This is a genomic window from Mesorhizobium sp. P171375 (assembly GCF_057786075.1).
The window spans coordinates 3957672-3980278 of record NZ_JBYNWF010000001.1; the positions used below are offsets into that span (position 1 = coordinate 3957672).

The following is a 22607-nucleotide window of genomic DNA, read 5'->3' on the forward strand; positions in this document are numbered from 1 at the left end:
TTCTCGCCTAAAGAAACTGGCGCAACTGCGTATGGATGATCGACCGGTAGTCCTCGATGGTATGGCGGCTTTCCGTTTCGTCCTGGGTCAGCGCCATGCGCACGACGCCTCCGGCAAGCTGGAAGATCAGGAAGACCATGCGCCCGAACTCCTGGCGCCGTTCGGCCGCGAGAAACGGACCGACATGATCGCAGAACATCGCCGCCTGGCGCCGGGTTTCGGCGATATCTAGATTTTGCAGCGCCTTGTCGGCCTGGATGGCGTTCTGCAGGTCCTGGATGGCCGGGTCACCGGCGACACGTTCATAGTAATCGTCGAGCAGTCGGTCGGCGGCGGCGATGACGTCGCTCTGTCCGCCAATGTCGGCAACGATCACGGCAAGCCGGGCGCGGCTCACTTCCGAGAAACGCTCGTAGAGCATCGCCAGGATCGCCGACTTGTTTGGGAAGTAATGATAGACGGTGGCGATCGGCCCGCCGGCCAGCGCGCCGACTTCCTTCATGGTGACGGCGTCGATGCCCTTTTCGCCGATCAGCCGCATGGTGGTCGACAGGATGGCGTCGATGCGCTCGCGGCTGCGCTCCTGCTTGGGCCTGCGCCTCGGTTCGGTCGCCGTTCTCACTGCTTCGTTCATGCCGCCACCCTCTCGATCGCCAAGTCCATTCGATCCCCAGCCTTGCTGATGCCGCGCCTCACCAATGATTGACAAACGAATATGATCGAGTATCAGTTTCTAAATACTGACAGATTGTCAGTTTTTGTGCCGTCAGGCAAGGACGTTTGGGAGACGCCCGTGACTTCTGTTCGTAACGCCGATGCCGGAAACGGAGACTGGCTGGTCGGCAATCCGACCGCCGCGCAGCTGGCCTCGGCGCTGTGGATCGGTTCGGTCGGCCTGCTCATCCTCGGCCTGCAGCCGGTGTTGCTCGGCGCGCTCTACACCGAGGGCCATGTCAGCGGCGACGAACTCGCTCTGGTCGCCACGGCGGAGATGATCGCCATCGGCATTGGGTCAGCCGTTGTCGCGATGCTGCTGCCCGCCCGCAACATGCGTTGGAAGAGTGCGATCCTGCTGGTCCTGCTGGCGCTGGCGAACTGGGCAACCGCCTATGCGGTCAACCCGAATTCGCTGATTGGCGCCCGCACTGTCGCCGGTCTCGCCGAAGGTGGCCTGGTGGCGGTCGCCACCGAACTGATCGCCCGATCGCGCCGGGCCGAGCGCATCGGCGGCTATTTCGTCACCATCCAGACCCTGGCGCAATGCGCGCTGGCGCTCTTGCTGGCGCTTTACGTCATCCCGGCTGCCGGATCGGCGGGCGGCTTCATCGTTCTTGCCGTCGTCTGCATCGCCTCGCTGGCGGTCGCCTTCATCGTCCCGGACAACTATGCCGACCTGCCGAAGGAGGAGAATTTCGGCAATGTGCTGACCGTGCCTTCGATCACCGCTCTGCTGTGCGTCTTCTGCTACTTCATGTTCTTCGGCTCGGTCTGGGCCTTTCTCGAGCCGCTCGGCGCGCAATACGGCATTGACGGGCGCACCGTCGGCCTGATCGTCTCCGCCAGCCTTGCGATCCAGGTGCTGGGCGCGATGACGGCGACCGTCTTCGAAGCGCGCATCGACTACCGCTTCGCCATAGTGGCGATCGGCGTGGTCGCTGTCGCCTGTTCCGCGGTGCTGGCCAGTAGTCCAAGCCTGACGATATTCTGGGCCGCCGCGCTGGTCATGGGCTTCATTCTTCTGTTCATCGTGCCTTATCAGATCCGGCTGGCGATCACCGCCGACGAGACGCGCACGGCCGTGCTCCTGGTGCCGGCTGCCCAACTTTTCGGTCTGGCCATCGGGCCGATCGCGGCATCGCTGCTGATCGACGGCAAGGATTTTCGGCCGGTGCCGGAATTCGCCGCCGCGAGTGCCGCGGCCAGCGTCGTAATGCTTAGTCTGTTCATACTGGTCGCGCGCCGCCGCCGCGCCATCGCCTGACCGAAACCATTCGTTCCCGAAGACACGATGGCGTGAGCGTTCAGTCACGATACTTGACTAAGTCAAATAAATGATCGATCGTTCTGGGGCAGGAGGCTGGCCCATGACGATCCATCATCAACCCGGCAAGGAACGCATCGACGCGGTGCGGGCTTTCAACCGCTTCTACACCCGCCAGATTGGTCTGCTCGACGAAGGCCTGCTGAAAAGTGCCTTCTCGTTGACCGAAGCGCGGGTGCTTTACGAACTGGCGCATCGCGACGGCCTGACGGCCACTGATCTCATTCGCGATCTCGGCCTCGACGCCGGCTATGTCAGCCGGCTCCTGAAGAAGTTCGAGCGCTTGCAGCTGATTTCGCGCACGGCGCTGGCGTCGGATGCGCGGCAATCGTCGATCACGCTGACGCCGGCGGGGCGGCAGGCTTTCGCACCGCTGAACCGGGGTTCGCACGACCAGGTCGCGGCCTTGCTGGGGCGGCTCCCGGCTGCCGAACAGGACCGGCTGGTCAAGGCCATGCAGACGGTGCAGCAGCTCTTGGGCGAGAGCCCGGAGCCCAAAGTCCCCTATATGCTGCGACCCTTGCAGGTCGGCGACATAGGCTGGATTGTCCGCCGTCAGGGCCAGATCTACGCGCAGGACTATGGCTGGGACGAAACCTATGAGGCGCTGGTCGCCGAAATCCTCGGCGCGTTCGTCAAATCCTTCGATGCAAAATGGGAGCGCAGCTGGATCGCCGAGCGGCAAGGCGAGGTGGTCGGCTCGGTCTTCGTCGTGCGCAAGTCGGACGAAGTGGCAAAGCTGCGCCTGCTCTATGTCGAGCCTTCGGCGCGTGGCCTCGGCACCGGCAAACGGCTGGTCGAGGAGTGCATCGGCTTTGCCCGCGCCAAGGGGTACAAGACGCTCACTCTGTGGACCAACGACATTCTCATCGCCGCCCGCCACATCTATAAGAGTGCCGGCTTCAAGCTGGTCGACGAAGAGCGCCACCACGCCTTCGGCAAGGATCTGGTCGGCCAGAACTGGAATCTGGAGCTTTAGCGCCTCACGCGCGAACCGGGATCCAGATCTCCAGCCCGCCATTGCCGCTGCGTGGATCGAACTCCGGCCCGTAGCGTTCGAATTCGGGGCCGTCGGCTATCTCGTGCCCGGAGGCCGGCAGCCATTTGTTCCAGATCGTGTTGACGGTGCGGCGGATGGTCGAGATGTGCTCGGCATGGGTGAAGACGGCGTATTTCTGTGCCGGCACCCGCACCCGGGAAAGCTCTTTCGGCAGGTCGGAGAAATCCAGGACTTCGACGCCGGCGATGTAGTCGAAATTGCCGGCGTCGTCGCCGTTGACGCAGACGCCATAGGCGACATCGCCGGTCTCGCCCGGAATGTTGCCGATATAGGGACCGAAGCGCTGCCACTGCATTGGAATGGCGGCGCTGGATTCGCAGCTGTAGCGCTCGCCGAGGCCGGCGATGAGGAAGGGCCGACCGGTCTCGAAGCGCGGCGGCTTCAGCGTGGCGAGGAAGGATTGGTCCATCAGGATCGGCTCCACGAGTTCGAGATTTTTGAGGCTCCCCTGCGCGCGCACCAGTTCTGGCGTCGTGCCGAACTGGTCGCGGAAGGCACGGGTGAAGGCCTCATGCGAGGCGTAGCCGGCATCGAGCGCGACCGCGAGAATGTCGGGCGCGCCGGCGGCCAGCTTGCGCGCCGCTTCGGTCAGCCGGCGCGCGCGCATATAGCCCATCACCGAACGGCCGGTGGCGGCGCCAAACGCCCGCGTCACATGAAAGCGCGACACGCCGCTGCTGTGCGCGACATCGTCGAGCGAGATCGCTTCCGGCAGATGGCTTTCGACGAACCACAGCGCTTTCTCGGTCGGGTTCATGGCTCCTCGCATCGGCGGCACTATGTTGCCGTTTTTTGCCGGACCAGTTTGATCGAAATTGCGTCTGTCGTAAAATCGAACGGTTCGGTTCCCCCGTGGCTTCAGGCCCGCTGTGGAAAGCCGCTGCTCAGCAGGCCGCTGCCGAAACGTCTGCCTTGCAGACTCGCATGGACCCGTTCTTGGGAAGAGCGGAACACGGTTTTGGGGAAATAGGCACCTTTGCCGCCTGACGAGCGGCGTGGCTGCCATCCCTGTTTGGCAGCTCTGGCGCAATGCAGCGACTTGAATAGTAAGCACGCTTATTATATATACCGCTCATGGTTTCCGACGGCATAGATAGACTGGGCTTTTTGATCCACGACGTACAGCGCCTGCTGCGCAAGCGCTTCGAGACGCGCGCCAGCGGGCTTGGCCTGTCCTCGGCGCAATGGCGGCTGATGGTCCGCGTCGCCAAGGAAGAGGGCATCAGTCAGGCGCGCCTTGCCGAACTGCTCGAAATCGAGCCGATCAGCGTTTCGCGTCTGGTCGATCGTATGGAAGAGGGCGGCTGGATCGAACGCCGCTCCGATGCCACCGATCGCCGCGTGCGCATGATCTTCCCGACCGCCAAGGCGAGCGCCGCCTATGCCGAGGTCAAGAGCCTGGCTGGCGAGGTCTATGAGGAATCGCTGGTCGGCGTTTCGCCGGAAGATCGCCGCGTCCTGATCCGGGCGCTGGACGCCATCGTGCAGAACCTTGCGGACGGCGAGACGTCGTCTCTGAAGAGTACGGAAGGGGCAGCGGCATGAACGCGGCAGCCAAGATAGACGACAATGTCACCAAGCTCGATGTTGAAGCGCCGGCACAGCCGGCCGCCGCTCCTGTCGCGGTGGCCTCGCCGGTGCAGCCCGCGCCGGCCCCGAAAAAGCCGCGCCGCCTCGGCCGCTTGCTTCTAATGGTCGTCCTGCCGGCGGCACTGGCCATTGGCGGCGGCTATGTCTGGGTGACCGGCGGCCGCTATCAGGAGACTGAGAACGCCAATTTACAGCAGGCCAAGGTGTCGATCGCCTCGGATACGGCCGGGCGCATCGTTCAGGTCGACATTTCAGACAACCAGCTGGTCAAGCAGGGTGATGTGCTGTTTGCCATCGATCCCGAGCCCTACCGGATCGCGTTGGCCCAGGCCGATGCGGCGGTTGCGGTCGCACGCGTGGGCATCGAACAGTTGCGCGCTGCCTACAGCCAGGCGATGGCGCAGGAGAAGTCCGACGCCAGCGAAGTCGACTACGCGCAGTCGCAGTATGACCGCGCGGCAGACCTGGCCCAGAAGGGCATCAACGCCAAATCCTCGCTGGATCAGGCCAAGAACGATCTCGACAAGGCCAGGCAGCAGCTGGCGGTGGCTGAGCAGGGCATCATCAGCGCCAAGGCCGCTCTCGCCGGCAATCCCGATATCGAGACCGACAAGCATCCGACGGTGATGGCCGCACTCGCCGCGCGCGACAAGGCCGCCTACGATCTGGCGCAGACCACGGTCAAGGCGCCGGCTGATGGTGTCATCAGCCAGGCCTCGTCTTTCAAGGTCGGTCAGTATGTCGGTTCCGGCACGCCATTGTTTGCGCTGGTCGAGACCGGCGACACCTGGATCGATGCCAATTTCAAGGAAACCCAGCTTACCCACATGAAAACCGGCCAGAAGGCCGAGATCGTGGTCGACACCTATCCGGGCCGCACGTTCGAAGCCACCGTCAAGGCAATCGGCGCCGGCACTGGCGCGGAGTTTTCGCTGTTGCCGGCCCAGAATGCCACCGGCAACTGGGTCAAGGTCACCCAGCGCATTCCCGTGCGCCTGGAACTCACCGATGCCGATGCCAAGATGGCGTTGCGCACCGGCATGAGCGCCTCGGTTACGGTAGACACCGGCGTTGCCCGCGGGTTGCCGGCCATCTTCGGCCACGCCAAGGCGGGCGAGGCACAATAGACTGTGAATGGACCGTGATCCTGAAAAGCAGGATCACGGCCGGGCAGAATGCTCGCTCAGGCGAGTTGAGGTGACAGGATTGGTCCGATGGCAGGTTGCGCGACGGGTGGGGTTGGACCGGGCCGCATCGCGGCCTGACCAACGCCTGGCCATCTCGACGCCGATCCTTCGGTCCTTGGATTTCCGGGCGGCAAGCGCCTGATGTGTTGAGACCTTCGGTCGATGTACCCCCACATCGATAGATCGCGTCCCACCGCGATGAGGGTCTCTTCACCAGAGAAGGCCTCGCCGCCCGGAAGCCTAGTGTACACGTTTTTGTTACCTGTCGGAAGTTCCGTATCATGAGCACGCCAGAGCCGTTCAAGGAAGTGCCGCATCGCGGCCTGATCACCGTGGCGTTGATGCTGGCCACGATTATGCAGGCGCTCGACACGACTATCGCCAATGTCGCGCTGCCGACCATGACCGGTGATCTCGGCGCCTCGCCCGACAACATCAACTGGGTGCTGACCTCCTACATCGTTGCCGCCGCCATCATGACGCCGGTCACCGGCTGGCTGGCCGACCGCTTCGGCCGCAAGGAACTGTTCCTGGCGGCGGTGGTCGGCTTCACCGTGTTCTCGATGCTGTGCGGCATCGCCTGGAGCCTGGAGAGCATAGTGTTCTTCCGGCTGATGCAGGGCGTGTTCGGCGCTGCCATCGTGCCGCTATCGCAGACCTTCCTGCTCGATATCAATCCCAGGGAACGCCACGGCCAGGCAATGGCCATCTGGGGCGCCGGCATCATGCTGGGGCCGATCCTCGGCCCGACGCTGGGCGGCTGGCTGACCGAGAATTTCAACTGGCGCTGGGTGTTCTTCATTAACTTGCCGGTCGGCATCATCGCCTTTCTCGGCATGGCCGCCTATCTGCCGGTCGTTGCCCAGCGGGTGCGCAGCTTCGATTTCTTCGGTTTCGCCATGATCTCGCTCGGCGTCGGCGCGCTGCAACTGCTGCTCGACCGCGGCGGCGAGGTCGACTGGTTTTCCTCGGTCGAAATCTGGATCGAGCTTGCTCTTTCGATCACCGGATTCTGGGTGTTCATCATTCACACGGTGACGGCGGAACGTCCTTTCATCGACCCCAAGATTTTCCTCGACCAAAATTTCGTCACCGGGTTGGCGTTCATCTTCGTCATGGGCGTTCTGATCCTGGCTTCGATGTCGCTGTTGCCGCCGATGCTGTCGACCATCTTCGGCTACCCGACCATCACCATCGGTATCGTCTTGGGCCCGCGCGGTGTCGGCACGATGATTTCGATGCTTGTCGTCGGGCGGCTCATGAGCAAGATCGACGCCAGGATTCTCGTCGTCATCGGCTTTCTGCTCACGGCCCAGTCGCTCTACACCATGGCCGGCTTTACACCGCAGATGGACAATTGGCTGATCCTCAGCTCCGGCGTCATCCAGGGGCTGGGCATGGGCATGGTGTTCGTGCCGTTGTCAACGGTGGCCTTCGCCACGCTCGACGTGCGCTTCCGCACCGACGCCACGGCGCTGTTCAGCCTGGTGCGCAATCTGGGTTCCTCGATCGGCGTGTCAGCGGTGACGGTTCTCCTGGTGCGCAACACGCAGGTCAATCACACCGAGCTGTCGGCCTTCATCAACCCGTTCAACCCCAATCTGTGGGCGCTTTCGCCGGCGGCAGCTGGTGGCGACCCGATGGCGCTTTCGCAGATGGATCGCATGGTCAACATCCAGTCGATGATGATCTCCTACGTCAACGACTTCAAAATACTGATGATGATGACGCTGATCGCCATCCCGTTTGTGTTTCTGCTGCGCAAGCCGAAGACGGCCCCGGTTGCTGGCGCGGCGCCGGCAGCACATATGGATTGAGGCGCGCGTCGATATTTGTCGATATCAGATGACGTTGTCGCGGACGCGCCCGCGAATACGCAAGGTCGGGCGAATGCCGAGATGATCGCAAAACTCTCCAGGCATTGGAGAATGTCGATTTTGTAGCGCCGATGGCGATTTGAAAATGGCGTTTAAGCTTCAGGTAACCAGAAACCTTCGCGTCTGATTTCGGTTCGGTTTATATGCTGCTAGTACATATCCAACACGATCAACAGACTGTCGCATGGCACATAAATGATTTTTGCGTTCTTTCAGACCCAGCTGGGAGAAGGTCTGTTTGGTTACGAAATCATCCAGGAAATCCGCCGAAACGACTGAGCCTGCCGGCTTGGCCGCGTTGGCAAAACTGGCCGACGTTTCCTACGGGTCGCTGGAGCACGAGCTGCGGGCGACGATCACGGCACTTGAAGGGCAGGCACTGCGCTTCGAGACGGTGATCGAAAACGTTTCGCAAGGCATCTGCTTTTTCGACCGCGATGAGCGGCTGATCCTGAGCAATCGCCGTTATGCGGAAATCTACCGGCTCGCACCCGAGCAGTTGCGGCCAGGTCTGACGCTGAGCGAGATCGTCGAGCGCCGCGCCGCTGCCGGTACGGCGGCGCTGGCTACCGACGCCTATCTGGCGATGGCGAGATCGGTCAATTCAGACAAGAGTCCAAGGACCTGGACCGCCAAACTCCCCGACGGCCGGACCATCCAGATTTATAACCAGTCAATGCCCGACGGCAGCTGGCTAGCCACGCATGAGGACATTACCGATCTCACCGCCAATCGACAGATCGTCGACGAGCGCATCTCATTGCAGGCCCTGATCGACTGGGTGCCCAATTATCTCTGGGTCAAGGATACGCAAAGCCGCTTCATCGTCGTCAACAGCGCACTTGCGACTGACAGCGGCCGCGACAACACCGCCGACATGATCGGCTTGACCGATTTCGATATCCATCCCCCGGAGGTTGCGCGGAAGTTTCGGCAAGTCGAACAATCGGTGCTCGAAAGCGGACAACCCTTGATCGACGCGGAAGAGTTCGTCGTCAACGCGTCGGGCACCGTAAAATGGCTCTCGTCGACCAAGGTGCCGTTGCGCAATGCTCAAAACGAAATTTTCGGTCTGGTCGGCATCGCCCGCGACATTACGGCCCGCAAGCAGGCCGATGTCCTGCGTAGCGGACAGGCAAACATCCTGGAGATGATTGCGACGAGCGCTCCGCTCGAGAACGTGCTCGACAGCCTCATGCGGCTGGTCGAGTCGCAACTGAAGGGGATTTTCGGTTCCGTCCTGCTGCTCGACAAGGATGGCATCCATTTGCGGCACGGTGCGGCGCCGAGCCTGGCCAAAGCCTATATGAGCGCCATCGATGGATCTGCCATCGGCCCCAAGACAGGGTCGTGCGGAACCGCCGCCTACCGGCGCGAACCGGTCATCGTCGCCGACATCCTGCAGGATCCGCTCTGGGAGGATTACCGCGACCTCGCGGCGCCCTATGGCTACCGTTCGTGCTGGTCGACCCCGATCCTGTCGCATCAGGGCGTCGTGCTGGGCGTCTTTGCCATGTATTCGATGAGTGTGCGCGAGCCGACCGAGGCCGAGACTCGCCTGATCGAATTCACCACCCACATTGCCGGTATCGCGATCGAGCGCAAACGGGCTGAAGACCAGATTCACTTCATGGCCAACCATGACGCGCTGACCGGGCTGCCCAATCGCGCTTTGCTGGAGGATCGGCTTTCCCAGGCGGTCCTGTACGCGCAGCGGTACAATCGCTGGGTGGCGGTGGTGTTCATCGATCTCGACAATTTCAAACTGGTGAACGATACGTTGGGCCACAATGCCGGCGACGAGCTGCTCAAGACTGTCGCGAGCCGTTTGGTTGGATGCGTGAAGGCGACCGACACCGTCGTGCGGGTAGGCGGCGACGAATTTGTCATCGTCCTGTTCGATCAACCCACCAATGTCGATGTCATTTCGGAAACCCTGCAGACGATCAGGGATGCGATTGCCGAGCCGGTTCTTGTCGCCGAGCACCGCCTGCGATTAACGGCCAGCATCGGTATCGCAAATTACCCGAAGGATGGGACGAGCCCGGACAAGCTGTTGGCCAATGCCGATGCCGCCAAGTCTCGCGCCAAGGAATTCGGCCGCGACAATTTCCAGTTCTATGCTCCCGAGTTCAACTCAAGCGCACACGAAAAATTCCTGCTTCAGGGGGAATTGCGAAACGCGCTCGCCCGTTCGGAATTCGCGCTGCTCTACCAGCCGCAGGTCGATCTGCGGTCGGGTCAGATCCTGGCCGTCGAAGCGTTGGTACGCTGGAACCACCCGGCGCGAGGCCTGGTGTCGCCGATGATGTTCATCCCGACCGCCGAGGAGACCGGGCTGATCGTGCCGATCGGCGACTGGATCCTGCATGAAGCCTGCCGGCAAAACAAAGCCTGGCAGCGCGCCGGTCTGCCGCCCGTCACCGTCTGCGTCAACGTGTCGGCGCGGCAGTTCAGGGAGAAGAACCTGATCGACCGCGTCGTCAACGCATTGAAGGAAAGTGGCCTGGAGGCCAGGTATCTCGAGCTCGAGGTGACCGAAAGCCTGATCATGCAGGATTTCGAGTTGGCGGTCGCAACGATGAACGGGCTGCAAGGGCTCGGCGTGCAGATATCGATCGACGATTTCGGAACCGGCTATTCCAGCCTCAGCGCGCTCAAGACCTTTCCTGTGCAGCGGCTGAAGATCGACAAGTCCTTTATCGACGACCTCGCGACCGACGAGAACGATCAGGCGGTTACCAATGCCGTCATCTCATTGGGTCAAAAGCTGAACCTGAGGGTGCTTGCCGAAGGCGTCGAGACGGATGACCAGGTTGCCTTCCTGCGCAAGAACAATTGCGACGAAATGCAGGGCAATTATTTCAGCAAACCGCTGTCGGCCGGGGATATCGGCAAGCTCATCGCGAAAGGCTGACGATGGGTTGGCGTCGCTAACCGCAGGCGCTTACCTTCCCAGCACCAGGCTCCAGTAACGGACAGCGCCGTCGCGTCCGTCGCGCACATAGGCAAGGCCGAAGCGGCTGAAATCCGGATCAAGCATGTTGTGGCGGTGGCCAGCCGAATGCATCCAGATGTCGAACAGTTTCTGCTGGTCGAACCGGCCCTCCGCGATGTTCTCGGCAGCGGCGCCCCGCACGCCATTGCCCTTCATCCGCGACGCGAAATCCTTGCCCCAGCCTGTCGTGTGGCTCATGCGTTCGCGGGTGGCCATATAGCCGGCCTGCTGGAGTGCGGCCTGCTCGAGTTGTGCGTCCGGCACCAGCGCCGGCAGCCCGGCCGAGGCGCGGATGCCGGCCAGCGTCGTGGTGGCGGAGGACGAGACACCGGCGCCTTCACCGGTCGGCACCGAAACGGTGCTGCAAGCGGCGAGCGCGGCCATAGCCGCGAGGCCGATCAGCAGCATGCGCCGGTTTGGTTTTTGCCTGATCTCGCAGGAACGGGATTGCGAGAGCGCATGATTGGCGGTGTCGATTGATGTCATGCCTGCCTGACTTAGCGGCGATCATGGCTTTTGCCGGGCAGGGCGAGCAAAAACCTGGGTGCTTGGCGAATCCGCCGGTTGCGCCAGGTTGAGTGAAAGCATGTCCCGGATCGTCCGGACCGCTAAAAGGCCGCGTGAGCCGAGGAACCCGATGCCAGCATCTGCCCGTGTCTTTCCGGTTTTATCCACCAGCCGCCTGCTGTTGCGCGCGGCCTCCGCCAAGGACGCCGAGGCCTTCGGAGACATCCTGTCGATCCCGGATGTCTCCCGCTATTCGAATTGGCCGGATGCGCCGACCAAGGCGCAATTGAAACGGTTATGAACTGGATGACCAAGGCGCATCCCACCGGCAAGGGGTGCGGCTGGATCATGGAGGATATCGCTTCGAAGCGGGTGGTCGGCGCAATCCGCTACAATTGGTTCGCCAGGAAATCCAAATGTGGCGAGATTGGCTATGAGCTGCATCCGGATTTCTGGGGGAAAGGCCTGATGACCGAGGCAGTTATTGCCGTCGCGACATGCGGTTACCAGCTTTTCGGCCTCAATCGCATTGAGGCCTGGACCCTTCCTGGCAACAGCGGATCGGACCGGGTTCTGGAAAAAGCGGGCTTCCGCTATGAGGGGACGCTGCGCCAGAAGGGCTGGTTCAAGGGCAGTTACCACGATTTCCGCATGTTTGGCCGGCTGGCCGACGATCGGCCCCGCGAAAATTCGCGTCTGCCGGCCGAGCAATGAAAATCGCGTGAAGACGAAGGAAATGCCGTCGGCACGGCGACTTTTCCCCAGATATCGGCTATGATGCGGGCGTTCTTGAAGTGGCAGCTGCGGGCGGCCATCCAGGCGATGACCGCCCCCGACACACGGGAGGAAGGTATGGCCGGCTTTCATGTCATGGCGGGCGCGCAAGGACTGCACGTGCAGCCAACGGTGCGCCGTATCACCACCGCAGACCTCTGGGATGCGTTCAAGCTCGGTCTCGACGACTTCTGGGCCAAGCCGTCGCACTACGTGTTCCTCTGCGTGATCTATCCCGTCGTCGGCCTGATCCTGACACGGTGGACCTCCGGCTCCAACGCCATCCAGCTCATCTATCCGCTGATGTCGGGCTTCGCCTTGGTCGGCCCGTTCGCGGCGATCGGCCTCTACGAAATCAGCCGCCGGCGCGAACTCGGCATGAACACCTCTTGGCGGCATGCGCTTGACGTGCGCCGCTCGCCGGCGCTGCCGTCGATCGCGGTCATCGGCTTCATGCTGCTGGTGCTGTTCCTGTTGTGGATGTTCACCGCACAGTCGATCTACACCAGCCTGTTCGGCGATCAGCCGCCGGCTTCGATCGCTGGATTTCTGAGCGAGGTGCTGACGACCAGCAAAGGCTGGACGCTGATCGTGTTCGGCAATGCCGCCGGTTTCATCTTTGCGGTGATCGTGCTGGCGACGACGGTGGTTGCCTTTCCGTTGCTGCTCGACCGCGACGTCGGCGCGGTAGCGGCGATCGAGACCTCGGCGCGCGCGGTGATGGCAAATCCGCTGCAGATGCTGCTGTGGGGGCTGCTCGTCGCAGTGTTGCTGGTGATCGGCTCGATCCCGCTGTTTGCCGGGCTCGCCGTGGTCATGCCGGTGCTTGGCCATGCCACCTGGCACCTCTATCGCAAGGTGGTGGAGCCGGAGCGCGCGCAGCAGACACGGCGGCCGATGTAGGAGCGTCAACCTCGGCCGGTGCAGCCGGCCAAAGAAGTCAAGAGAGAGACCCATGATGAGCAGATTCCTGGAATTGCTCAGAGGTATCGGCTTTGCCGCTTGCTTCTGCCTAACCAGCCATGTTCACGCCGCGTCTGCAAGCGCCGACCAGCCGGTGCAATTCGAAAGCGCCGCCATGAAGCCGACGCCGTTTCAGCAGCGCATTGCGCAACAGAACGGACAGGTACTAAAGACAGCTCCCGGCACGCCATTAAACGGCTATCTGACGCGACCGCCGGGCGACGGGCCGTTCCCGGCTGTCGTGGTTCTCCACGGATGTTCAGGTCTATTCCCAAGTTTGAGGAAATCCGGGTCCGAGCTGCTGTCTTCCTGGGGGTACGTCGTCCTCGTTGTCGACAGCTTCACCACGCGCGGCATAAAGGAGACCTGTGATGGCCTCCACTCTGTTGATCGCGTCTATGACGCCTACGGTGCCTTGGAGTTCCTGTCGAAATACAGTTTTGTCGACCGGCAGCGCATTGCGTTGATGGGGTTCTCCGCTGGTGGGATCGCAACACTCGACGCCGTGCAATTGGGTGGCGCCGAGCGGCTGGTCGAGGGCAAGTTCAAGGCAGCGATCGCCTACTATCCGGATTGTTCGGCGACAAATGGCGACGTGACGGTCCCAACCTTGATCCTGATCGGCGACCTTGACGATTGGACCCCTGCCAAAAAATGCCAGGAGATGATGGCGCAGCGCAGTGGCAAGGGAAGTGCTGTTCAGCTTGAGGTCTTCAAGGGCGCTCGGCACGCATTCACATCCCGAGGATTGAAGGCCGGCACTGAGGAGTATGGTCACCGGATAGAGTACAATGCGGCTGCGACCGAGCAATCCGAGAAGGATGTCCGCGCGTTTCTGAAGCAAGCCTTCAGCGGATAGGAGCTCACTGTTCACTTTTGAGCGGGGGGTCTCCGACCTCAGCGCTGCGCTTCCGTGGCCATCTTCAGGGCGAGCGCCGTCAGCACCGTGCCCATCATCCAACGCTGGATGACCATCCATAGCGGCCGTCCGGCGAGGAAGGTGGCGATTGAACCGGCCGTCACCGCGATGATCGCATTGACGGTCAGGCTGATTGAAATCTGCGTGGCGCCGAGCACCAGAAGCTGCGACAGCACATGGCCCTTGCCCAGCGAGATGAACTGCGGCAGCAGCGACAGATAGAGCACCGCCACCTTGGGGTTGAGGAGATTGGTCATCAGGCCCATAGCGAACAGCTTGCGCGGCCTGTCCTTCGGCAGTTCGCGCACCTGGAACGGCGAGCGCCCGCCGGGCCGCACCGCTTGCCAGGCGAGCCACAACAGATAGAGCGCGCCGGCAATACGCAGCGCGTCATAGGCGAACGGCACGGCAAGCAGCAGTGCGGTGATGCCCAGCGCAGCCGATACGACATAGAACAAAAAGCCGACCGCCACGCCGCCGAGCGAGATCAGCCCGGCCTTCGGGCCCTGCGACAGTGAGCGCGAGATCAGGTAGATCATGTTCGGCCCGGGCGTCAGCACCATGCCAAGGCAGACCAGCGCGAAGGCGAGATGGTTGGCGGTTTCGGGCATGTGTGTCTCCGGGAAGCGGTGACGATACTCATCATGCGCCTTCACTCACCGCAAGGGCATGATGGTGGTAGCCTTTGCGCCAGCGTTGAAAATTGCAGAGGGCGGCGACGCTGTTGATCTCCCTCCTTGAGGGGGAGATGAGCAGCTTCTGCCTCAGCTCACCACGCGCAGGTTCGACAGTTCGTTGGCGATTTCCTTGAAATTGTCCGACAGCGTAGCGCCCGTCGCATTCCAGAACAGTTTCGCAGGCTTGCTCGGGTCGGTCGGATCCTTGCGGAAGCGTGAGTCGGACGAACACGTCTTCAGCGCGTCCATCGCGCTCTTGTCGCCGGCGTCGGTCGTCGACATGTCGAGCGCCACCGTCATCACCATGATGTTGGCCGCCTTGGCGTTGTTGCACAACGTCGCCATCTGCTCGTTGAGCGCGGCGGTGTAGTTGCTCGACGAATAGTTGAGCTGGCCGATGGCGCTCGACGTGCCGCCGAACAGGCGGGTGACCGAGGTGCCGTTGTAGCCGACGCCGGTATAGCCATAGCCGGCATAGGTCGACTTGTTGCCGGCCGGGTCGGAGCTCACCGTCGAATAGGTGTTCTCGCCGTCGGTAAGCACGATGACCACCTTGTCGTTGCCGCGCTCGGTCTCCGGCCGTCCTTCGGTGAAGGGCTCGGTGCTGGAGACGGTGCGCCAGCCCCACGCCATGCCTTCCGGCACATTGGTGTTGCCGTTGGGTGCCATCAGGTCGATCGCAGCCTTGATCTTGGCCAGCCCGTCGGCGTTGGTGACATCGGTCAGCGGGGTGATGGGCGTCGTGGTGCAGCTGTAATTAGGCCCGGCGCCTTTCGACAGCACCGGCGCATTGATCGGCCGCGGCTGGAAATACTTGGCCATGTTGGACTGTCTGGTCTTGCCGGTGGTGCTCGACGGATCGTCGTTCCACCAGCTGTTGACCGCGCCATAGGTCACCGGCTTCGGCTCATCCGGATCCTGCGTGATATACCAGTGGTTGCCCGGCTCGTCGGGCGCAAACATCGGCACGAACATGGTCGCGGGGTCGCCGACGCCGGTGCCGGTGTTGTTCGGCCCGCCGGAGGCCGGCGCGTCGTTGACATTATAGGGATAGGGACGGACTTCGACGCAGCCCTGCCAACTGGCGAACGGTCCGTATGTGTCGGTGTAGTCGTATTCGTCGTGGCTGTCCGAGCATGTATGATTGGCACGGTATTTGTCGCAGACCACGCGTTTGCTGCCGACGATGCGCTCGTGGCTGGTGACCACCTTCATGTCACGGTAGAGCGAGAAGCGGGTCAGCATCTGGCCTTCCTGCTCGCCCCAGCCGGTGCCTTTCTTGTACCAGATGCCACCGATCTTCTGGGCATATTTTTCGGCGGCATTCAGCGTCGACCAGTCGAAGTTCTCATTGTGGATGGGCGACAGCCCATAGGCGTCGATCCATGACGCATTGTCGTTGCTGGCGCCGACATTGACCGATGCGGCGAACGGCACCAGGCTGAACTGGACAGGCTTGTCGATCTGCTTGATCATCGCCGCCTGCGAGGCAAGCGTGTCGACCAGTTGCTTTGCGGCCTGCTTGAGCAGGTCGATGCGCTTTTGTCCGGAGCCGGTGCCGGGTGTCGACATCGAGCCCGAATTGTCGAGCACCATGGCCACTTCCAGCGTGTTCTTCAACCGCACCTGCGAGCACACGGAGTAGTCGATGTCGCCTGACGTCCTGCCGATCAACATCGAAGCTGCCGGCAGGAAATAGGGCTTGTAGACCAGGGTTGCACAAAGCTTGACGATGCCGCCGCCGGTCGTGCTGCTGGGCAGCGTGACGTCGAGCGTCGTGTTGGCGGGGTCGACGTTGTTGAGATTTGCCTTGAAGAAGTCGAGCGCATAGGCGCGCAACTGGTCGTCGGTGGCGCCTTCCACCAGCCGGCGCGCTGTGGCGAAGTTGGCGGCATCGAGCGCGTTGACCACTCTCTGCTTCTCGCTGACCATGCCGCTGAAGTCGACCGCCATCGCCACGCCGCCCATTAGGGGCACCATGGCCAGAACGGTCATGAGAGCATAATTGCCGCGCCGGTCGCGCCAGAAGTCACGCCAGAATTTGCGCATGTGATGTAAGCGGCCCCGCCTGCGGATTCTTCAATGCCGCCACACTTTCATAAAACGCTGAAGGACGGGTTTGGGAAACCGCTCGATTGCGCGCCGAACGCTTCACCAAGCGCTAACCAAATGTGCTGGCCAACTGACTCTGATGGCCTAACTGAAGACGTTTGCGCACAGTCAGAATCGTGGCAGTAGAGTAGCCCCGTGGTCGCGTCGTCCGCCTGAACTTGCGGACAGGTCAGTGCGATGCGTGCGGCAGCACTCTACTGCGTCAGCACTGTGTCAGACGGCCGCTGGTTGTAGTCGCACTTGCCCTGCACTGTGTAGAAGAAGTCGGCGTTGGTGACCGGCGCCGGCACGGTGTTGCCGCCGTCCTCCCAGGCCTGGTAGCCCGTCTGGCCGCACGGCACGGCGGTGAAGATGTCGACGGTCGTTCCGGTAGCCACCTCTGGCATATTGGTTGTGCTCGGGCCGACATAGAGCCGGTTCGACGTCGTCGGATCGTTCGATTTCAGCACCTTCGGTTTGCCCGATGGGACATCCATCTGCAGATAAAGCGAGCTCATCAGGCTGACGTCGATTACCGCGCCCGTGCCATTGGCGGGGAACATGGTGTCAACGCAGGTCGTCACATACTTCTTGCTGCCGCTGGTCTGGGTGATCGCCCCGGTCGGCAGATTGTTGAAGTTGTTCACGGTGGCAGTCGTGCACACCTGCTTCTGCACCGTGGTGGATATGTCGGCGCCACCATTGTTGGTGATGGTGTTGACGGTGGTCGTGCCGTAGCCTTTCGGGTCGCCATAGTTGTTGTAGGCATAGGTGATCGTCATCAGCGGCTTGGCGGTCGTGGCGCCGAACTTGGTGCCGTAGAGCGTCATCGTCTTGCCCCAGTAGCCCGACACCTTGCTCACCTTGAAGGTCGTCTGCACGAGCGCCGGCGTCTTGCGCACCGCCGAGACCACGCCGACCTGCACCGTCTTGATCCCGGCGATCGACATGAAATCGGTCGGCATCGGATAGCTGGCCGATGCGGTGAAGCTGGCGGTGCCGAAGGCATCGACCGTCACGGTGTTGAGTGTTGCGGTGCCGAGGCCGCCATTGGCCGTATAGGATTGCTGCAGCAACACCTGGCGGTCGGCCTTCGATGTGTCGGTCGGCATCGTCGTGATCGTCAATATGCCCGCGTCAAGCGCGTTGCGCATGCCGTCCCTGGTGTTGACGGCCGACGTGTAGTCGACCGAAAAGCCGATGACGGTGATCAGCGGGATGGTCATTATCACGACCAAAGGCATCAGTGAGCCGTCGCTGGAGCGAAGGAATTGTCCGGTTGTTCTGGCAATCCCGGCCTGGCGAAATCTTCTGGTGGATATGAACGCAATTGAAGGCGGTCGAAACCGCTGCAACCTTGTCGTCGCTATGCCAGCGGCGACGCACGCCACGCCGCCCATTAGTGAAATCAAGGCATAGTTGCCGCGTCTGTCGCGTAGAAATCTGCGGATCATGCCTTCAGCACCCCTGCCAGGATCCAAATATCGAATATCGGCGCGAAGATGCCCACAAATCGTTAAATTTCAGGTTGCTGAAATGCGTTCAAGATCGGCCCATCCTTTCAAGGCTCGTTAACCACTCGGCCCTGGTGATCGGAGACGCGACATTTTTCGATCGACCGAAGCTCGGGGAAGGGGCGCTTGCATCGAGATGCAATCGCCATCAGGCCGTGGCGCGATGGCGTCGAAAACGCCGAAAGCTGGTGACAGGATGAAACGCTTCGGTTAATGCGGGGCCGGTTGCGGCGGACCGTCGGCTGCAGCTCTTGCAACGATCGTCACATCAGGAAAACGGCATGGCGGATTCGCCTGACATCATCGGCTCGCTCGCGGATTTGTCGGGAGCCTACTCGGCCATCCTGTGCGATGTCTGGGGCGTGATCCACAACGGCGAATGGCATTTCCCGGCGGCCGCCGAGGCGCTTGCCGCTGCGCGTTCTGCGAAGGTTCCGGTTGTCCTGATCACCAATTCACCACGCCGCAATGCCGATGTGGTGGCGCAGATGAATGCGATCGGCGTCCCCGCCGCTGCCTACGACCGTGTCGTCACCTCCGGTGATGTGACCCGCGACCTCATCGCCGAAGGCCCGCGAAAAATCTTCCACATCGGCGCCGACCGCGACTTCACCCTCTATGACGGTCTCGACGTCGATCTCGTCGAGGAGTTCGAGGCCTCCGGCGTCGTCTGCACCGGCCTGTTCGACGACGAGGTGGAAACACCTGAGGATTATGCCGAGCTGCTGCGCCGGCTACGCGCCAGGAACCTGCCTTTCATCTGCGCCAACCCCGACATCGTGGTCGAGCGCGGCGAGCGCATGATCTGGTGCGCCGGGGCATTGGCCCGCGACTATGCCCAGCTCGGCGGCCGCACGCTGATTGCCGGAAAACCCTATGCGCCGGTCTATGACGCAGCAATGCGGGAGCTCGCCTTGCTTCTTGGCCGTGACGTCGAGCGCTCGGAGGTGCTGGCCATCGGCGACGGCATGCTGACCGACGTCAAGGGCGCCGCCGACAACGGGATCGACGTGCTTTACGTGTCGGGCGGCATTCACGCGCGCGACTATGGCGATCCCATGCAGCCGGACCCTGCCAGGCTTGCAGCCTTTCTGCAAAAGCACGGCTACCGGCCGGTCGCCGTCATTCCGACACTGCGGTAGGGTCGCTTCCATGAGCGCAGCCTTCGACCATATTTCCGCGACCGCGCCGCTGCCGGCGCACTTGCGTGGCGGGGTGGTGGCGATCGGCAATTTCGACGGCCTTCACCGCGGCCACCAGGCCGTGCTCGAACGCGCGCTCGCCGAAGCCGGGCGGCGCGGCGTGCCGGCGCTGGTGCTGACCTTCGAACCGCATCCGCGCAAGGTGTTCAGACCCGATATGCCGCTGTTCGTGTTGACGCCGCCGCCGATGAAGGCGCGGCTGTTGTCGCATCTGGGCTTTGCAGCACTCGTCGAACAGCCATTCACGCGCGCCTTTGCCGGCCTGTCGGCCGAGGCTTTCGTGACCGATGTGCTGGAAAGGAACCTCGGCATCACCCATGCCGTCACCGGCTTCGATTTCCATTTCGGCAAGGACCGGCAAGGCGGCCCGGCCTTTCTGATGGCGGCAGGCAAGCGCCACGGTTTCGGCGTCACTTTGGTCGACGCTTTTCGCGACGAAGGAGCCGAGGTGGTGTCGTCGAGCCGCATCCGCGCATTGTTGTGCGAGGGCGAAGTCGCCGAGGCCGCCGGCCTGCTCGGCTACCGCTTCACCGTCGAAAGCGAAGTCATCGGCGGCCAGCGGCTCGGCCGCACGCTAGGCTTCCCGACAGCCAACATGAGGCTTTCTTCGGAAGCTGAACTGAAGGAAGGGATTTATGCCGTCCGCTTCCGCCGCGCCGACGGCACGCTTTACAACGGTGTGGCCAGCTTCGGCCGCCGCCCGACCGTCGACGACAATGGCGCGCCGCTGCTCGAAACCTTCGTCTTCGACTTTTCCGGCGATCTCTATGGCGAGATCTGCGAAGTCTCGTTCTTCGGCTTCCTGCGCCCCGAGGTGAAGTTCGACGGGCTCGATGCGCTTGTAGCGCAAATCAAGCGTGACGAGGCGGAGGCGCGCGCGCTGCTAGCCGACGTCAGGCCGCTGTCGCAACTGGACAGCGCGATCGCTTTTTGAGCTTCCGGCCGCTTACCTCTTCAAGGCAAGTCCGAGGGCGATGAAGCTCCAGCCCTGGAAGATCAGGTCGATGGCCAGGAACAGGCCGAGCACCCACAGGCTGTTGACTGGCCAGCCCATGGCGATGGTCAGGCCCGCCAGCACGCTGATCAGGCCCGCCGCGACGACCCAGCCCCAGCCATTTTCGGGCCGGTGGCTGTAGCCGACCCAGGCCCTGAGCGCGCCTGAGGCGACCAGCGCCACCGCAAGCAACAAGGTCAACACCGTCGATGCCAGCAGCGGATTGTCGAAGGCAAAAAAGCCGGCAACCGCATAGAGCAGGCCGCTGAGCAGCCAATAGAAGAAGCGGCTCCAGCTCTTCACCCCGAAGGCATGCACGATCTCGATGATGCCGGCCATCAGCATCAGCCAGCCAACGACATAGACCGAGGCGACGGTGGCGATAAACAGATTGCCGAAGGCAATGCCGCCGAAAATGAGCAACAGCACGCCGAGCGCGACGAACCACCCCCATTTGTCTCGTGTCCGGCCGATCGCGTCTTTCAGGGTGTCACCGTGCAGGGTCATAGCCGCATCTCCTCGGAATTCGACGAGTGTCAAACCGCATTGCGGAGGTTAACGCCAACGATCTTGGCCGTCCAGCGAGTGGCCGACTACCTGACCTTGAGTGTCTCCAGCCATCCGGCGACACGCTCGATGGTCTGGCGTTCTTGCGGAGCCTGCATCGAAAACCCTTCCATCAGGCGCGCTCGAGGGGCGTGGCTGGCCAGAACGGCCTGGCTGTTGCCGAGGCCGAACCCGCCATGCGTGATGAACGGAATGATAGTCTTGCCCGCCAAGTCGTGGACCGTGAGGAAAGTGCGGATCAAGGGCGGCGCGGTTTCACCCCAGATTGGGAAGCCCAGAAACACCGTCGCATAGGATGCGGTGCTCGGAAGCAGCGCTTTGAGCGGCGGCCGGTCGTTTCGATCCCGCTCCTGCCGCGCTTGCTCGACGGTTTGGAAATAGTCGGCCGGGTAAGGTGTCGCTGGCGCGATCTCGAAGAGATCGGCCGGCAGCGTCCGGCTAAGCTGTCCGGCGATGACGCGGGTGTTGCCGCTCCGCGAAAAGAACGCAACCAGCGACTTGCCGTCCGAGCGGGGTGCGGTTTCGGTCTGCGCCGCCGATGCACTCCCGGCCGCGAGCGGCAGCAACAGGGATGACATGAGAATCTTCCGCCTGGTTGGCTTTTGGTCATCGGTCACGGTGCAGATCCCGATCAGAGCCCGGTCATCTTGAGCGCGGCTTCGGGCAGACGTTCGCCCTGGACTTCGATCTTCGCCAGCGCGTCGGCGAGTTCCTGCAGATCTTGCAGGGTCAGCCTCACGTCGACCGCCCCAAGGTTCTCCTCAAGACGGTGACGTTTGGTGGTGCCCGGGATCGGCACGATCCAGGGCTTCTGGGCGAGCAGCCAAGCGAGCGCGACCGGGGCTGGCGATGCGCCTTTGCGCTCGGCCACGCTCCTCACGACATCGATCAGAGCCGTGTTGGCCTTGCGCGCCTCCGGCGAGAAGCGAGGCACATTGTTGCGGAAGTCGGTCGGGTCGAATTTGGTATTCTCGTCGATCTTTCCGGTCAGGAACCCCGCGCCCAATGGGCTGAACGGCACGAAACCGATGCCGAGCTCGTCGCAGACCGGCAACAATTCCGCTTCGACGCCCCGATAGAACAGCGAGTACTCGTTCTGCACCGCGGTGACCGGCTGGACTGCGTGCGCGCGGCGGATGGTCTGGACGCCCGCCTCCGAAAGCCCCCAATGGCTGACCTTACCCTGGGCGATTAGGTCCTTGATGGCGCCGGCGACGTCCTCGATCGGAACGTTCGGATCGACCCTGTGCTGGTAGAACAGGTCGATGCGGTCGGTTTTCAGGCGCTTGAGGCTCGCGTCCGCGACACGCTTGATGTGCTCGGGCCGGCTGTTGGTGCCGCCGCTGCGGGCACCGGTCTCAAGATCGATATCAAAGCCGAATTTGGTGGCAATGACGACCTGATCGCGGATCGGCGCGAGGGCCTCGCCGAGGAGCTCCTCGTTGGCGAAAGGCCCATAGGCCTCGGCGGTGTCGAAGAGCGTCACGCCCAGCTCGTGCGCGAGGCGGATCAGCCCGACCATTTCCGACTTGTTGGCTGGCGGCCCGTAAGCGGAGGTCATGCTCATACAACCCAGGCCGAGGGCAGAGACTCGAAGGGTGCCAAGTGTTCTGCTTTTCATTACGAACTCCTGTGCGACTGTTGTG

The 22607-nt window shown here is 62.3% G+C and carries 22 protein-coding genes; 13 read left to right on the forward strand and 9 right to left on the reverse strand.

Annotated elements, in window-relative coordinates:
- Positions 1-7 precede the first annotated feature (7 nt).
- Positions 8-634 (reverse strand): TetR/AcrR family transcriptional regulator, encoded by a 627-nt coding sequence (locus ACYHH6_RS19160; RefSeq protein ID WP_352590305.1) that lies wholly within the window; start codon positions 632-634, stop codon positions 8-10.
- 159 nt (positions 635-793) lie between these two features.
- Between ACYHH6_RS19160 and ACYHH6_RS19165 the strand changes: the two genes are divergently transcribed.
- Both ACYHH6_RS19165 and ACYHH6_RS19170 read left to right on the forward strand, forming a co-directional pair.
- Positions 794-1981 (forward strand): MFS transporter, encoded by a 1188-nt coding sequence (locus tag ACYHH6_RS19165; protein ID WP_352590308.1) that lies wholly within the window; start codon positions 794-796, stop codon positions 1979-1981.
- Positions 1982-2084: 103 nt separating this feature from the next.
- A complete protein-coding gene (locus tag ACYHH6_RS19170) occupies positions 2085-3020 on the forward strand; it encodes a bifunctional helix-turn-helix transcriptional regulator/GNAT family N-acetyltransferase (protein WP_352590311.1) in 936 nt (311 codons plus the stop codon).
- A 4-nt stretch (positions 3021-3024) separates the two neighbouring features.
- Here ACYHH6_RS19170 and ACYHH6_RS19175 read toward each other — a convergent pair whose 3' ends face one another.
- Complete coding sequence (locus tag ACYHH6_RS19175; protein WP_352590314.1) at positions 3025-3858, reverse strand: GyrI-like domain-containing protein; 834 nt, start codon at positions 3856-3858, stop codon at positions 3025-3027.
- Positions 3859-4175: 317 nt separating this feature from the next.
- Between ACYHH6_RS19175 and ACYHH6_RS19180 the strand changes: the two genes are divergently transcribed.
- The 4 genes from ACYHH6_RS19180 (at position 4176) to ACYHH6_RS19195 (ending at position 10672) form a co-directional block, all read left to right on the forward strand.
- Positions 4176-4646 carry a MarR family winged helix-turn-helix transcriptional regulator gene (locus tag ACYHH6_RS19180; protein ID WP_352590316.1) on the forward strand — a complete coding sequence of 157 codons (471 nt, stop codon included), beginning with the start codon at positions 4176-4178 and terminating at the stop codon, positions 4644-4646.
- The gene (locus tag ACYHH6_RS19185; protein ID WP_352590319.1) at positions 4643-5818 is read left to right on the forward strand and encodes an HlyD family secretion protein; all 1176 of its coding nucleotides are present in this window, start codon (positions 4643-4645) and stop codon (positions 5816-5818) included. Before ACYHH6_RS19180 ends, ACYHH6_RS19185 begins: the two co-directional genes overlap by 4 nt.
- Positions 5819-6159: 341 nt before the next feature.
- Positions 6160-7695, forward strand: coding sequence for a DHA2 family efflux MFS transporter permease subunit (locus tag ACYHH6_RS19190; RefSeq protein ID WP_352590321.1), 1536 nt, complete (start codon positions 6160-6162; stop codon positions 7693-7695).
- 298 nt (positions 7696-7993) lie between these two features.
- Positions 7994-10672 (forward strand): EAL domain-containing protein, encoded by a 2679-nt coding sequence (locus tag ACYHH6_RS19195; RefSeq protein ID WP_352590324.1) that lies wholly within the window; start codon positions 7994-7996, stop codon positions 10670-10672.
- Positions 10673-10702: 30 nt separating this feature from the next.
- On the opposite strand, the gene ACYHH6_RS19200 is transcribed toward ACYHH6_RS19195, so the two are convergent.
- Positions 10703-11161, reverse strand: coding sequence for a CAP domain-containing protein (locus ACYHH6_RS19200; protein ID WP_352590408.1), 459 nt, complete (start codon positions 11159-11161; stop codon positions 10703-10705).
- Positions 11162-11339: 178 nt separating this feature from the next.
- On the opposite strand from ACYHH6_RS19200, the gene ACYHH6_RS19205 reads away from it, so the two are divergent.
- The 4 genes from ACYHH6_RS19205 (at position 11340) to ACYHH6_RS19220 (ending at position 13856) form a co-directional block, all read left to right on the forward strand.
- Positions 11340-11561, forward strand: a complete 222-nt coding sequence (locus ACYHH6_RS19205) for a GNAT family N-acetyltransferase (RefSeq protein WP_352590327.1) — start codon at positions 11340-11342, stop codon at positions 11559-11561.
- Positions 11558-11974 (forward strand): GNAT family N-acetyltransferase, encoded by a 417-nt coding sequence (locus ACYHH6_RS19210; RefSeq protein ID WP_352590330.1) that lies wholly within the window; start codon positions 11558-11560, stop codon positions 11972-11974. The genes ACYHH6_RS19205 and ACYHH6_RS19210 overlap by 4 nt, the downstream gene beginning before the upstream one ends.
- Before the next feature lie 138 nt (positions 11975-12112).
- Positions 12113-12937: a DUF2189 domain-containing protein gene (locus ACYHH6_RS19215; RefSeq protein ID WP_352590411.1), complete on the forward strand. Its 825-nt coding sequence runs from the start codon at positions 12113-12115 to the stop codon at positions 12935-12937.
- Between the two features lie 52 nt (positions 12938-12989).
- Positions 12990-13856, forward strand: coding sequence for a dienelactone hydrolase family protein (locus tag ACYHH6_RS19220; RefSeq protein ID WP_488500459.1), 867 nt, complete (start codon positions 12990-12992; stop codon positions 13854-13856).
- 38 nt (positions 13857-13894) lie between these two features.
- Here the strand turns inward: ACYHH6_RS19220 and ACYHH6_RS19225 are convergent, their stop codons facing one another.
- From ACYHH6_RS19225 to ACYHH6_RS19235, 3 genes are all read right to left on the reverse strand, one after another.
- Positions 13895-14527 (reverse strand): LysE family translocator, encoded by a 633-nt coding sequence (locus tag ACYHH6_RS19225; RefSeq protein ID WP_352590336.1) that lies wholly within the window; start codon positions 14525-14527, stop codon positions 13895-13897.
- A 153-nt stretch (positions 14528-14680) separates the two neighbouring features.
- Positions 14681-16642, reverse strand: coding sequence for a pilus assembly protein TadG-related protein (locus tag ACYHH6_RS19230; protein ID WP_352590338.1), 1962 nt, complete (start codon positions 16640-16642; stop codon positions 14681-14683).
- Positions 16643-16899: 257 nt separating this feature from the next.
- Positions 16900-17910, reverse strand: a complete 1011-nt coding sequence (locus ACYHH6_RS19235; protein WP_352590341.1) for a hypothetical protein — start codon at positions 17908-17910, stop codon at positions 16900-16902.
- On the opposite strand from ACYHH6_RS19235, the gene ACYHH6_RS19240 reads away from it, so the two are divergent.
- The 3 genes from ACYHH6_RS19240 (at position 17885) to ACYHH6_RS19250 (ending at position 20334) form a co-directional block, all read left to right on the forward strand.
- A complete protein-coding gene (locus tag ACYHH6_RS19240; protein WP_352590344.1) occupies positions 17885-18103 on the forward strand; it encodes a hypothetical protein in 219 nt (72 codons plus the stop codon). The genes ACYHH6_RS19235 and ACYHH6_RS19240 overlap by 26 nt on opposite strands.
- Before the next feature lie 376 nt (positions 18104-18479).
- Positions 18480-19340 carry a TIGR01459 family HAD-type hydrolase gene (locus ACYHH6_RS19245; RefSeq protein WP_352590346.1) on the forward strand — a complete coding sequence of 287 codons (861 nt, stop codon included), beginning with the start codon at positions 18480-18482 and terminating at the stop codon, positions 19338-19340.
- Between the two features lie 10 nt (positions 19341-19350).
- The gene (locus ACYHH6_RS19250; RefSeq protein ID WP_352590349.1) at positions 19351-20334 is read left to right on the forward strand and encodes a bifunctional riboflavin kinase/FAD synthetase; all 984 of its coding nucleotides are present in this window, start codon (positions 19351-19353) and stop codon (positions 20332-20334) included.
- A gap of 12 nt (positions 20335-20346) precedes the next feature.
- Here the strand turns inward: ACYHH6_RS19250 and ACYHH6_RS19255 are convergent, their stop codons facing one another.
- From ACYHH6_RS19255 to ACYHH6_RS19265, 3 genes are all read right to left on the reverse strand, one after another.
- Positions 20347-20901 carry an HdeD family acid-resistance protein gene (locus ACYHH6_RS19255; RefSeq protein ID WP_112564910.1) on the reverse strand — a complete coding sequence of 185 codons (555 nt, stop codon included), beginning with the start codon at positions 20899-20901 and terminating at the stop codon, positions 20347-20349.
- A gap of 86 nt (positions 20902-20987) precedes the next feature.
- Complete coding sequence (locus ACYHH6_RS19260) at positions 20988-21539, reverse strand: flavodoxin (RefSeq protein ID WP_352590352.1); 552 nt, start codon at positions 21537-21539, stop codon at positions 20988-20990.
- A 53-nt stretch (positions 21540-21592) separates the two neighbouring features.
- A complete protein-coding gene (locus tag ACYHH6_RS19265; RefSeq protein ID WP_352590355.1) occupies positions 21593-22582 on the reverse strand; it encodes an aldo/keto reductase in 990 nt (329 codons plus the stop codon).
- Positions 22583-22607 lie beyond the last annotated feature (25 nt).